Source organism: Vineibacter terrae (assembly GCF_008039615.1).
Classification (GTDB): domain Bacteria; phylum Pseudomonadota; class Alphaproteobacteria; order Reyranellales; family Reyranellaceae; genus Vineibacter; species Vineibacter terrae.
On record NZ_VDUZ01000020.1, the window covers coordinates 127,776 to 139,496 of the forward strand.

Below are 11,721 nucleotides of genomic sequence, written 5' to 3' on the forward strand. Positions count from 1 at the left end.
CCGTCTGCTATACTCGCCGGCAATCACAAGCAATCGCGAGTTGGGCGAACGGGAGAAACGTCATGTCCAGCATGCGTGCTGATGTGTCCGCCGTGCGGCGGCGCAGGGTTCTGGGTGGATCGCTCGCCGGCATGGCCGGCATCCTCGCTACCGGCCAGGCTCCGGTGCTCGCCCAGGCCCAGCCCAAGAAGCTGGTGATGGCGCATATCAACGCCGTTCCCGAGTCGGCCGCCATCGCCTTCGCCTGGATGGCCGACGAGGTGGGGAAGCGCTCCAACGGCGAGCTGGCGATGGAATTCCACGGCAGCACCTTGCTGAGCAAGGAGCTGGAGATCATGAACGCGGTGAAGGCCGGCAACATCGCCATCGGCAATCCTGCCGGCGCGGCGGCGACCGTGTTTCCCGAGATGGGCGTTTTCCTGGTGCCCTATCTCGTGCGCAGCTACGACCACGCCTACAAGATGTTCAACGGCGCCATCGGCGACAAGCTCGATCAGTCCTTCCAGGACAAGTACAAGCTCAAGGTCCTGTGCTTCTTCGACTACGGCTTCCGCCATTTCTGGACCACGCGCAAGCCGATCGTCGAGCCCCGCGACCTGCGCGGCGCCAAGATCCGCGTGCAGCAGGCCAAGGTGTTCGGCGACACGATCAACGGGCTGGGCGGCAACGCCGTGCCCATGGCCTGGGGCGAGGTGATCTCGGCGGCCAAGCAGGGCGTCATCGACGGCGGCGACCTGCCGATCGTGAACCAGCTCGCGCTTAAGATCTACGAGGTCTCCAAATACTGCTCCATGACGTTCCACAACTACGGGCCGACCGTGAACGTCATGAACCTGGAGATCTGGAACGGCCTTGCCGACGCCCACAAGAAGCTGATGCTCGACCTCAGCCGCGAGGCCCAGGCCAGGATCCGCGAGCTCACCGAGACGGTCGACAATTTCGACAAGGCCAAGGAGCTTCTCGGCGCCAAGGGCATGACCGTCGTGCAGGGCAACGTCGAGGCCTTCCGCAAGGTGGCGCAGGAGAGGATCTGGCCCGCCTACAAGACGCAATACGGCGCGCTGTGGGACGAGATCGACGCGGTCAAGGCGTGAGCGTGGCGCAGGATCTCATGCTTTGGACCGCGCGCGTCCACGCGCGCACCGGCGCGAACGCGCCGGATCACGAGCGCGCGTGGACGCGCGCGGTCCAAAGGGACTTCCTCGACGACGCGGGACCGGCATGACAAAAGCCCTCGCCGCCATCCCCAGGATCGTGATCGCGATCCTGCTGCTGGGCGCCTGTGTCAACCTGCTGATCGGCGTCTTCCTGCGCTACGTCATGGTCGAGGTCACCGACTGGCTCGACGTCGACCCGATCCGCTTCACCTGGGTCGAGGAGGTGGGCGAGATGATGCTGGCATGGCTGACCCTGCTGGGCGCGGCGGTGGGCGTGCGCGAGCGGGCGCATTTCACCCTGCACATCCTGACGCCGCGCCTGCCACCGGCGGCAAGGCGCTGGATCGACCGGGTGCATCATGGCCTGATCGCCGTCTTCGGTGGGCTGGCGGCATGGTACGGCGTCAAGCTCTGCCTGCTGAACCGCACGCTGGTGACGCCCGGCCTGGAGATCAATCTTGCCGTGCTCTACGCCTCGTCGGCGGTCGGCGGCGCGCTGCTGGCGATCTACGCCGTCTCGATGATCATCGCGCCGCCGTCCGACCCGGCGGCGGCCCACTGAGCGGGGACCGGCCATGATGCTGCTGGCGGTCGCCGCGATCTTCGTCGTCCTGGTCCTGTTCTCGATGCCGATCGTCTTTTCGCTCGGCGTGGCCGGCGTCGCCGGCCTGTGGATCGGCGGCTATCCGCTGCAGATGCTGCCGTCCAGCCTGGTGGGCGGCTCGCAGAGCTGGGTGCTGCTGGCCATCCCCGCCTTCGTCTTCGCCGGCGGGCTGATGGAGCGCTGCGGCATGAGCCATGCGCTGGTCGACTTCGCGCGTGCCCTGGTCGGCTGGGTGCGCGGCGGGCTGGGCATGTCGGTGATCGTCGTCGCCTATTTCTTCTCCGACATCTGCGGCTCGAAGATGGCCGAGGTGTCCGCCCTGGGTTCGACCTTGATGCCGCCGCTCACCAAGGCCGGCTACAAGCGCGAGGATTCGGCCTCGCTGATCGCCGCCGGTACGGCGATGGGCATGCTGGTGCCGCCGGCGATCTTCATGATCGTGATCGCGCAGGTCACCAACACCTCGGCCGTGGCGCTGTTCCTGGGCGGCTTCATCCCCGCCGCCACCATCATGCTGTGCCTGATGGTGCTGGTCTATTTCCGCGCCCGCCGCTACGACTGGCCGGTCGACACGCGGCCCAGCGTGTCCTTCCTCGCGGCCTCGGCCCGGCGTGCCGCCGTGCCGATGGTGATCCCCATCGTGATCCTGGGCGGCTTCTTCCTCGGCATCTTCACCGCCACCGAGGCCGGCGCGGTGGTGGCGGCCTACGCCTTCTTCGCGGCGCGCTTCTATTACCGCAACGTCTCGTACCGCGAGATCTTCCGCCTCGCCTACGACAGCGCCATCCTCACCGCGGCGGTGGTCTTCCTGCTGGCCGTGGCGTCGGTCTTCCAATACCTGATGGGCGTGTCAGGGGTGCCGCGGCTGCTCGCCGACGTGCTCGGGCCGCTGAAATCGGCGCCCTGGCTGTTCCTGATGGCCACGGCGCTGATCACGATGCTGTTCGGGATGGTGCTGGAGGGATTGCCGGCGGCCGTGGTGCTGATTCCGGTGGTGTTCCCGATCGCCGAGAAGATGGGCATCAACCCGATCCACTTCAACATCGTGCAGACGGCGGCCGTCGGCATCGGCCTGTTCCTGCCGCCGATGGGCGTCGGCCTGCTGATGGCGCTGAAGTTCGCCAACCTCAGCGTCGGCCAGCACTGGCGCGCCTACATGCCCTATGTCGGCGCGCTGCTGGCCGGGCTGATGCTGATCATCCTCTTCCCGCAGATCACGCTGCTGCTGCCACGCAGCGCCGGCCTCATCCCTTAGACGGTCAGACCGACACGGTGGCGGCCGCCTTGAGGGCGGCCTCCAGGCCGGCCCGGTCGTACTCGACCCGCGACAGGTCGAGCCAGCCGATGATGGTGCGGATCGGGCTGTTGCCCGAGATCTGCGTGTAGCCGCGGAAATTGCCGCTGAGCATGACCGTCCGGGTCTTCAGCCTGGCATCCGTGCCGTGGTCCTGGCCGGCCTCGGCCGTGTCCCATTCGACGCCGGCCGGCGTCCTGCGCGCGCGCCGGAACACGAAGACATGCTCGGAGCCGGCCGAGCCGCCGGGCTCGCGGATGAAGACGCTGTCGCCGGGCTGCGGCCCGCCGATGCCCATGCTGGCGCCCAGCTCCAGCATGTTGACCACCGGGTTCTGCCTGAACGGCTTGGCGTAGGGCTCGGCGATCTGCACGAACGGGCGCTGGCCCTTGTTCCAGATCTTGTCGATGTTGGCGCCGACGAGGAACTTGGTGCTCCGCGACGGGTCTGTCCAGTTGAGGATCGCCGGGTCGCCGACGCCCAGCTTCCACATCAGCCAATGGCACAGGAAGCCGCAGGTCGTCCCCGGATTGTCCGGCGCCTTGCGCCAGCCGGTGGTCTCCACGACCTCCTTGTACTTCGCATCGCCGCGCTCGAACGGGACATACTGGTCGATCAGCTGCATGGCGTAGCGGCGCAGGATCGTCATCTGATCGGCGTCGGGAATCATCGACGGCTCCCCCCCAGGCAACCGGGCGACGATCATTCTTCAGCGCCGATGCGCCCTTGGCAAGAGAGGCTCAGGCAGTCAGCCCCAGGCCACGACCATGGCGCGGGCGCGGTCGAGGTCGGGCGGGAAGTCGACCTCGCCCCATTGCAGGCCGTGGATCAGGCAGGTGCGGACCACGCCGGTGCGGGCCAGCCGGTCGATGGCCTGCAGGTACCAGACCTTGGCGCCGTCGGGTGTGCGCATCATCGCCTCGACCATGTCGACGAACAGGCGCGGGCCGTCGCCGCGGAACAGCAGCATGCCGATGGATTCGCCGTTCACGGTCTGAAGCGGCAGCCGCTTGCCGACCGCCTTCAGCGTGCCGTCCTCCTCGACGATCTTCATGTCGTCCTCGTCATAGGCCGGCTTGCGGTCGATGGTGATGGTGATCGGCGCCGGCGGGCTGGCCAGCACCTTGCGCGGGATCGCGGCCTCGAACAGCGTGTCGCCGTTGACGATCAGGAAGTCGCCCGCCATCTCGGCCCGCGCCATCCAGCAGGAGCCGAGGTTGTCCGCCACCTTGTAGAAGGGATTGAACAGCGGCCGCACGCGGAAGTCAGGCGCGTCGTGGCGGGCCAGGTGCGCCTCCATCATCTCCGACTGGAAGCCGATGACCACGGCCACATCGACGATGCCGCAGGCCTTCAGCGTCTCGAGCTGCCAGTCGATCAGCGTCTTGGAGCCGACGGGCAGCAGGCACTTGGGGCGGTCGGCCGTCAGCGGCGCCAGCCGCGACCCCTGGCCGGCGCTGAGCAGGATCGCTTTCATCGAAAAATCCTTTCCGGCGCAGCCTATAGCACGCGGCAGGTGCAGACGCGACGCGGCCGCAGCGCGGCTTTTTTGCCGGGACAGAGAGCAGGGCGGCCATGCGCCGGCCCGCCATGACACTGCTCTCCACCGACGGTAGATTGCATCAATCATACGAAAGCCTGGATCGCCCCCGATACGATCGGCATGTCCACCCCATCGCCCACATCCGCCTCCCCGTCCGCATCCGATGCCGCGGCGGCCGCGCCGCTCTCGATGTGGGCGCCGCTTGGCATCCCGGCGTTCAAGCGGCTGTGGCTGGCCAACATCGTCTCCAACATCGGCGGCTGGATGCAGACGGCGGGCGCTGGCTGGATCATGACCGAGATCGCGCCGGCCGGGGACAAGGCGCTGTTCGTCGCCGCCATGGCCGTGGCCACGACCTGCCCGGTATTCCTGTTCGGCTTCCCTGCCGGCGTGCTGGCTGATCGCTTCGATCGCCGCCGCTACATCCTGGCCTGCCAGATCTGGATGATGCTGGCGGCGGCGGCGCTGGCCGTGCTGGCCGCCATCGGCAAGCTCGATCACTGGAACCTGCTGGCGCTGATGACCTGCGTCGGCATCGGCAATGCCATGAACGGTCCGGCCTGGCATGCCGTCGTGCCCGAGATCGTCGGTCGCCGCCACCTGCCGCAGGCGATCGCGCTCAACAGCGCCGCCTTCAACCTGGCGCGCACCGTAGGCCCGGTCATCGGCCAGGTGCTGCAGGCCGTTGCCGGCGTCTTCGCGCTGTTCGCCACCAATGCGTTGACGTTCCTGGCCTTGATCGGCGCCATCGCGAGCTGGCGCCGGCCGGCCGAGGCGCGCGCGCAGCAGCGCTCGGAGAGCCTGTGGGCTGGGTTCGTCACCGGCTTCGCCTTCATCCGCGACACGCCGGCGCTGTGGCGCGTCTGGGCGCGCGCCATGTGCTTCTTCGTCCCCGCCATCGCTTTCGCTACGCTGCTGCCGCTGATCGGCCGCACGCTGCAGCTCAGCGATGCCCAATACGGCGTCCTGTTCTCCAGCTTCGGCGTCGGCGCGGTCGGCGGCACCATGATGCTGCCGCGCTTCAACACCTGGCTGGGCGCCGACCGCGCCAACATCGCCGCCATGCTGACGGCGGCCGCCGCGATCGCGCTGGGCGCGGCGGTGCCGCATGTTGTCGCAGTCGGCGTCGGCCTGGCGCTGTGCGGCGGCTGCTGGATGGTGGTGATCGCCAACAACAACGTCGCGACTCAGAACCTGCTGCCGCACTGGGTACGGGCGCGCGGCATGGCTGTGCATCAGATCGTGTTCTTCGGCAGCCTCACGGTCGGCCAGACGTTGTGGGGCATTGTTGCCGATCGCATCGGCATTCCCTTGACGATGGGATGCGCGGCGGTGCTGCTGCTGCCGATGGCTTTCCTGGCTGCGTCGATCCCGCTGCCGGTGTCGGCGGCGACGTCCGCTGCCGGCGACTGACGACCACTCGTCTTGCGCGTGTGGTGTTGCGACGGCGCCACGCTATCCCAAGAAAAGTGACTCGAATCTCATTGTCGAGTCGGTTTGCACTTGCGAAAGCCACAATTAGGGGTAATTAGCGTTTCCAGACGCCCACGCACGTGCCTATGGCCCATTGTGGTTATGCAACGACGGAAAGCGTCCTTCTTGGAAATACCGGCTCAGACCGGCTCCGAAAGGGACCCTTTGTCATGCATACTCTCTGTGCGGGGCGCGTGCCCCGTGTCCTCGTCTCACTGCCGTTCGACACCAGCCCGGTGTCTTGCGGCTGCCTGATGAGCCGCAAGATCCCGCTCTCCAGTATGTGCGCCTCCTGCTGATCGCTGCTCGCAGCGCAGCAGGGGAAGGCTTTGCGGGCTTGGCTGCAAGGCAGCCACCCGCATTGGCGCCACGTCCTGTAGATACGGATTTTTTCGACATGACTGACCGCATCCGACGCTTTCTCCGCGACAAGCAGCCCGAGACGCCGTGCCTGGTGATCGACCTCGACGTGGTCGAGTTCAACTACAAGCGCATGCGCGAGCTGCTGCCGCAGGCGAAGATCTTCTACGCCATGAAGGCCAACCCGGCGCAGGAAGTGCTGTCGCGCCTGGGCAAGCTCGGCTCGAGCTTCGACACCGCCAGCCGCGGCGAGATCGAGCAGTGCATGGCCCAGGGCGTCGACGCCAACCGCATCTCCTTCGGCAACACCATCAAGAAGGAGCGCGACATCGCCTGGGCCTTCCAGCAGGGCGTGCGCCTGTTCGCCTTCGACAGCGAAGCGGAGATGCTGAAGCTCGCCCGCTCGGCGCCCGGCGCGCGCGTCTTCTGCCGCGTGCTGGTCGATTGCGGCGGCGCCGAGTGGCCGCTGTCGCGCAAGTTCGGCTGCGCCCCCGAGATGGCGCGCGACCTGCTGCGCCGCGCCGCCGAGATGGGGCTGGAGCCCTACGGCGTCTCCTTCCATGTCGGCTCGCAGCAGACCGACCTGGAGCAGTGGGACCGGGCGCTGGCCCAGGTGTCGCAGATGTTCTACGCCCTGGCGGAGACCGGCATCGACCTGAAGATGGTCAATCTCGGCGGCGGCTTCCCGGCCCGCTACCGCGCCGACGTGCAGCCGCTGGAGGCCTACTGCGAGGCCGTGCAGCGCGCGCTGGTGCGGCACTTCGGCAACCGCATGCCGGAGGTGATCATCGAGCCCGGGCGCTCGATGGTGGGCGACGCCGGCATGATCCAGAGCGAGGTCGTGCTGATCTCGCGCAAGTCGGCCAGCGACCGCAAGCGCTGGGTCTATCTCGACGTCGGCAAGTTCGGCGGCCTGGCGGAGACGATGGACGAGAGCATCAAGTACCGGCTGACCACGCCGCGCGACGGCGGGCGCACCGGCCCGGTGGTGTTGGCCGGCCCGACCTGCGACAGCGCCGACATCCTGTACGAGAAGACCGAGTACAGGCTGCCGCTGGCGCTGAAGGTGGGCGACAAGGTCGAGATCCAGGCGACCGGTGCCTACACGACGACGTATTCTGCGGTGAGCTTCAATGGGTTTGCCCCCCTGAAGGCCTATTGCATCTGACCCGCGCGCCTCAAGCGCGCGCGGGAGGAAACGGGGCCTGAAAGGGCCCCGTTTCGCGTTCGACCACTTCCAACCTCGCGTTTTTTCAGGAGAGCATGATGGCAAAAACGGCGAAGAAGGCCGCCGCTTCGGCGCGTTCCAAAGCAACCCGCAAGGCGGCGCGTCCGGTCGGCCGGCCGGCCTATCGCAAGCACGCCGCTTTCGGCGGCCGCATGGTGATGATCGGCTTCGGCTCGATCGGCCAGGGGGTGCTGCCGCTGATCCTGCGGCACATCGACATGAAGCCGTCACAGATCACGGTGGTCGCGGCCGAGGACCGCGGCGGCGCGCCCGAGCTGGCGCGTTTCGGTGTCGCCTTCGTGCGCAAGCGCCTGACCCCCGACAACCTGCGCCAGGTGCTCGACAAGCGCATCGGCAAGGGCGACCTCGTGGTCAACCTGTCGGTCGAGGTGGCGTCGATGGCGCTCGTCGAGCTGTGCCAGGAGAAGGGTGCGCTCTACATCGACACCTGCATCGAGCCCTGGCCGGGCGGCTACTCCGATCCGAGCCTGCCGGTGTCGCACCGCTCGAACTACGCCCTGCGCGAGCACATGCTGGCGCTGCGCGACAAGTTCAAGGGCGGCACGACCGCGGTGATCGCGCACGGCGCCAATCCCGGCCTGGTGTCGCACTTCACCAAGCAGGCGCTGATGAACATCGCCCGCGACACCGGCCATGCGACGGCCAGGCCGACCACGCGGCAGGGCTGGGCCGAGCTGGCGCGCGACCTCGGCGTCAAGGTGATCCATGTCGCCGAGCGCGACACGCAGGTCTCGCGCAAGCCCAAGGAGATCGGCGAGTTCGTCAACACATGGTCGATCGACGGCTTCGTCGCCGAGGGCGGCCAGCCGTCCGAGATGGGCTGGGGCACGCACGAGAAGGCGCTGCCGCGCGACGGGGCGCGGCACGATTTCGGCTGCGGCGCGGCGATCTACCTGAACCGGCCCGGCCTGCACACCCGCGTGCGCACCTGGACGCCGAAGGAGGGGCCGTTCCACGGCTTCATCATCACGCACAACGAGTCGATCTCGATGGCCGACTACTTCACCGTGCGCAACGGCAGGCGGGTGGCCTATCGGCCGACGGTGAACTACGCCTACCATCCCTGCGACCAGGCGATCATGTCCATGCACGAGATCATGGGCAAGAACCTGGTCCAGCAGAAGCGCCAGCGCCTGATGGTCGACGAGATCGAGAGCGGCATCGACGAGCTGGGCGTGCTGCTGATGGGCCACAAGAAGGGCGCCTACTGGTACGGCTCGCAGCTCTCCATCGAGGAGGCGCGCAAGCTGGCGCCCTACAACAACGCCACCTCCCTGCAGGTCTGCGCGCCGGTGCTGAGCGGCATCGTGTGGGCGCTTGAGAACCCGCAGGCCGGCCTCGTCGAGGCCGACGAGATCGATTTCGAGCGCAACCTCGAGATCTGCCTGCCCTATCTCGGCCCGGTCGTGGGCCGCTACTCGGACTGGACGCCGCTGGACGGCCGCGGCGAGCTGTTCCCCGAGGACCTCGACAACGAAGATCCGTGGCAGTTCCGGAATTTTCGTGTCGCCTAGGGGTTACTTGGGGGTACGCAGAGCAGTCGCTCATCCTTGCGGCGGCTGCATGCCTGCATTTGCGCTGACGCCGGAATAGCGCAGAATGCACCGTGTTCTTAGAGGCGACGGGCCGGCGGCATGACGCGGCCGGCCCGTCGAGTAACATTTGAGCGAAGTCGCCGATCTGTTGCCCCAGCACGTACCCGCTTTGCGGCGCTACGCGCGCGCGCTGACCGGCGATGCAGCCTCGGCGGATGATCTTGTGCAGGATTGTGTGGAGCGGGCGCTTACGAGAGCCCATCTCTGGCGGCAGCCGGGCAATTTGCGGGCCTGGCTGTTCACCATCATGCACAACCTCAACGCCAACGAAAAACGCCGGGCCGCATCCCGGCCGCGCCTGGCGACCATCGACGAGGTGCCGGAACCCAGCCGGCCTTCGTCCCAGGTCGAACGGCTGATGGCCAGCGAGACCCTGGCGGCATTGAAGCTGCTGTCCCTGGAGCATCGACAGGTGCTGTTGCTGGTTGCCCTCGAAGGCTTGCAATACGCCGAAGTGGCGGAAGTGCTGGGTGTGCCTGTCGGCACGGTCATGTCGCGTCTGTCGCGGGCGCGTGACCGGCTGATGCAGCTGTCTGGCAGCGAGCGCGCCGCCCAGCCGAGGAGCGTGACATGAGTACGCTGGGTGCCGCGGACGGGCCCGTGCGGGAAGACGATCTGCACGCCTATGTCGACGGCCACCTCGATCCGGCCCGCCGTCGCATGGTCGAGGCCTATTTGCAGGCCGACTCCGAGGCGGCGGCGCGCACCGCCGATTGGGCGGAGCAGAACCGCCGCCTGTCGGCCCTGTTCGATCCGGTGCTCGATGAGCCCATCCCGCCGCGGCTGACGGCGGCGATCGCCCGTGGCCGGCAGCGCGCCACCCCCGCCTGGTCGCTGGGCGGCTGGGTCATGCGTGCCGCCGCGTCCTTCGCCATTCTTGCCATCGGCGCCGCGCTGGGCTTCGGGGCGGCGCGCTACCTGGGCGACGACGGCGCCGACGATACGCTGCAAGCCACGCTGCCGCTGGAGGCGCAGACAGCGTTCAAGGTCTACGTGGCCGAGAAGCGCCACGCGGTCGAGGTGCCGGCGGCCGACGTCGATCACCTGACCCAGTGGCTGTCGAACAAGATGAAGACCAAGGTGCGGCCGCCCGACCTCACCGCGCTGGGCTGGACGCTGCTGGGCGGGCGCCTGCTGCCCAGCAGCGACGGTCCGGCCTGCCTGTTCATCTACGAGGACAAGGCCGGCCGCCGGGTGATGGTCTATCTGGTGTCCAACGCCAACAACGAGGGCACCACCGTCCAGTTCCGCGACCAGAACGGCGTGCGCTCGCTCTACTGGCTGGAGGGCCCGCTGGGCTACGCCCTGACCGGCAACCTCGAGCGCGGCGACCTGATGCCGATCGCCTCGGTGGTCAAGGAGAAGATGCGGTTCTAGACTCTAGAAGCGGTCCGCGACCGGCCGCTCGGGCAGGCTGCCGGTCACGGGCTCGAAGCGCCCGGAGGCGGGGTCTCGCACCAGCAGCCGGCCGGACGCGACGCCGAAATAGGCGCCGTGCAAGGTGAGCTTGCCGCGCTCGACCAGGATGCGAACGCAGGGGAAGGTCATCAGGTTCTTCAGGCTGAGCTCGACCGAGGCGAACTCGAGCCGGCGCAGATAGGCCCCGTCATCGTCTGGCGCGCGCGGGCCCAGGGTCTGGGCGGCGGGCGCGATCTGCGACATCCAGCGGCCGATGAAATCGCCGGGCGACAGCGGTTCCTGCTCGTCGGCGAAGGCCCGGATGCCGCCGCAGAAGGCATGGCCGAGCACGACGATATGCTTGACCCGCAGCGCCTGCACCCCGAATTCCAGCGCCGCGCTGGTGCCGTGCTGCGAATCGCGGCCCGGCTCGTAGGGCGGCACCAGGTTGGCGACGTTGCGCACCACCAGCAGCTCGCCGGGCGCGGCGTCGAAGATGACTTCCGGTGAGACACGCGAATCGACGCAGCCCACGACCATGATCTCGGGCCGTTGCCCCGTCTCGGCCAGCATCTCATAGCGGGAGCGCTCGTGGACGAAGCGGCCGTCCAGGAACGCGCGATACCCTTCAGCAAGCCGTTTAGGAAACATGGGAGCCCTTGCCATTGTCAGGCCGCCGCCGCATGCAGCGGGCTGTCACGTGGCAATAGCAGACTTGATTCCCCGCCCTCAAGCGCAGGGACGCGGACGTTCCGAGCGGGGTGCGTCGCCAGTACCTGGCATCGCTGGTTGCTGACACACCCGTCATCCCGAGCGCAGCGAGGGATCTCCTGCAAGCGACGCACGATGCGCCATTCGCGGGAGTTCCCTCGCTGCGCTCGGGATGACAGTCGCGACTCACCTTCTACCGATAGCCGGTCCTAGGGCCTGTTTTCAAACCCCGATCCAGATGAGGATACAGGCGATCAGCGCCATGGCGAGGTAGTTGCGGGCGGTCTTTTCGTAGCGAGTAGCGAACCGACGGAACCGCTTGAGGCGATTGATGCAG

The 11,721-nt window shown here is 67.6% G+C and carries 11 protein-coding genes and 1 pseudogene; 8 read left to right on the forward strand and 4 right to left on the reverse strand.

Annotated elements, in window-relative coordinates:
- Positions 1-62: 62 nt before the first annotated feature.
- The 3 genes from FHP25_RS18465 to FHP25_RS18475 all read left to right on the forward strand — a co-directional run bounded on the left by FHP25_RS18465 (position 63) and on the right by FHP25_RS18475 (position 3,016).
- The gene (locus FHP25_RS18465) at positions 63-1,094 is read left to right on the forward strand and encodes a TRAP transporter substrate-binding protein (RefSeq protein ID WP_147848420.1); all 1,032 of its coding nucleotides are present in this window, start codon (positions 63-65) and stop codon (positions 1,092-1,094) included.
- A 127-nt stretch (positions 1,095-1,221) separates the two neighbouring features.
- A complete protein-coding gene (locus tag FHP25_RS18470; protein WP_147848421.1) occupies positions 1,222-1,719 on the forward strand; it encodes a TRAP transporter small permease in 498 nt (165 codons plus the stop codon).
- A gap of 13 nt (positions 1,720-1,732) precedes the next feature.
- Entirely contained in the window at positions 1,733-3,016 is a 1,284-nt protein-coding gene (locus tag FHP25_RS18475; protein ID WP_147848422.1) for a TRAP transporter large permease, read from the forward strand.
- 4 nt (positions 3,017-3,020) lie between these two features.
- Here the strand turns inward: FHP25_RS18475 and FHP25_RS18480 are convergent, their stop codons facing one another.
- Positions 3,021-3,725, reverse strand: a complete 705-nt coding sequence (locus tag FHP25_RS18480) for a hypothetical protein (RefSeq protein WP_147848423.1) — start codon at positions 3,723-3,725, stop codon at positions 3,021-3,023.
- Positions 3,726-3,803: 78 nt separating this feature from the next.
- On the reverse strand, positions 3,804-4,532 hold the full coding sequence (locus tag FHP25_RS18485) for a phosphocholine cytidylyltransferase family protein (RefSeq protein ID WP_147848424.1): 729 nt from the start codon (positions 4,530-4,532) through the stop codon (positions 3,804-3,806).
- Positions 4,533-4,718: 186 nt separating this feature from the next.
- On the opposite strand from FHP25_RS18485, the gene FHP25_RS18490 reads away from it, so the two are divergent.
- The 5 genes from FHP25_RS18490 (at position 4,719) to FHP25_RS18510 (ending at position 10,652) form a co-directional block, all read left to right on the forward strand.
- Positions 4,719-6,011 (forward strand): MFS transporter, encoded by a 1,293-nt coding sequence (locus FHP25_RS18490; protein ID WP_147848425.1) that lies wholly within the window; start codon positions 4,719-4,721, stop codon positions 6,009-6,011.
- 457 nt (positions 6,012-6,468) lie between these two features.
- On the forward strand, positions 6,469-7,599 hold the full coding sequence (locus tag FHP25_RS18495; RefSeq protein WP_147848426.1) for a type III PLP-dependent enzyme: 1,131 nt from the start codon (positions 6,469-6,471) through the stop codon (positions 7,597-7,599).
- 212 nt (positions 7,600-7,811) lie between these two features.
- Positions 7,812-9,194 (forward strand): homospermidine synthase, encoded by a 1,383-nt coding sequence (locus tag FHP25_RS18500; RefSeq protein WP_231712384.1) that lies wholly within the window; start codon positions 7,812-7,814, stop codon positions 9,192-9,194.
- Positions 9,195-9,342: 148 nt separating this feature from the next.
- Entirely contained in the window at positions 9,343-9,849 is a 507-nt protein-coding gene (locus FHP25_RS18505) for an RNA polymerase sigma factor (protein ID WP_147848428.1), read from the forward strand.
- Positions 9,846-10,652 (forward strand): anti-sigma factor family protein, encoded by an 807-nt coding sequence (locus FHP25_RS18510; protein WP_147848429.1) that lies wholly within the window; start codon positions 9,846-9,848, stop codon positions 10,650-10,652. The genes FHP25_RS18505 and FHP25_RS18510 overlap by 4 nt, the downstream gene beginning before the upstream one ends.
- A 3-nt stretch (positions 10,653-10,655) precedes the next feature.
- On the opposite strand, the gene FHP25_RS18515 is transcribed toward FHP25_RS18510, so the two are convergent.
- Both FHP25_RS18515 and FHP25_RS41900 read right to left on the reverse strand, forming a co-directional pair.
- On the reverse strand, positions 10,656-11,339 hold the full coding sequence (locus tag FHP25_RS18515; RefSeq protein WP_408068531.1) for a carbonic anhydrase: 684 nt from the start codon (positions 11,337-11,339) through the stop codon (positions 10,656-10,658).
- A 267-nt stretch (positions 11,340-11,606) separates the two neighbouring features.
- Positions 11,607-11,721: pseudogene (locus tag FHP25_RS41900) on the reverse strand (IS5/IS1182 family transposase); the annotation flags it as partial.

Bases quoted from the DNA above. Each gene is read 5' to 3' on its own strand.
- FHP25_RS18465 (WP_147848420.1), top strand. From the start codon at position 63: ATGTCCAGCATGCGTGCTGATGTGTCCGCCGTGCGGCGGCGCAGGGTT.
- FHP25_RS18470 (WP_147848421.1), top strand. From the start codon at position 1,222: ATGACAAAAGCCCTCGCCGCCATCCCCAGGATCGTGATCGCGATCCTG.
- FHP25_RS18475 (WP_147848422.1), top strand. From the start codon at position 1,733: ATGATGCTGCTGGCGGTCGCCGCGATCTTCGTCGTCCTGGTCCTGTTC.
- FHP25_RS18480 (WP_147848423.1), bottom strand. From the start codon at position 3,725: ATGATTCCCGACGCCGATCAGATGACGATCCTGCGCCGCTACGCCATG.
- FHP25_RS18485 (WP_147848424.1), bottom strand. From the start codon at position 4,532: ATGAAAGCGATCCTGCTCAGCGCCGGCCAGGGGTCGCGGCTGGCGCCG.
- FHP25_RS18490 (WP_147848425.1), top strand. From the start codon at position 4,719: ATGTCCACCCCATCGCCCACATCCGCCTCCCCGTCCGCATCCGATGCC.
- FHP25_RS18495 (WP_147848426.1), top strand. From the start codon at position 6,469: ATGACTGACCGCATCCGACGCTTTCTCCGCGACAAGCAGCCCGAGACG.
- FHP25_RS18500 (WP_231712384.1), top strand. From the start codon at position 7,812: ATGGTGATGATCGGCTTCGGCTCGATCGGCCAGGGGGTGCTGCCGCTG.
- FHP25_RS18510 (WP_147848429.1), top strand. From the start codon at position 9,846: ATGAGTACGCTGGGTGCCGCGGACGGGCCCGTGCGGGAAGACGATCTG.
- FHP25_RS18515 (WP_408068531.1), bottom strand. From the start codon at position 11,339: ATGGCAAGGGCTCCCATGTTTCCTAAACGGCTTGCTGAAGGGTATCGC.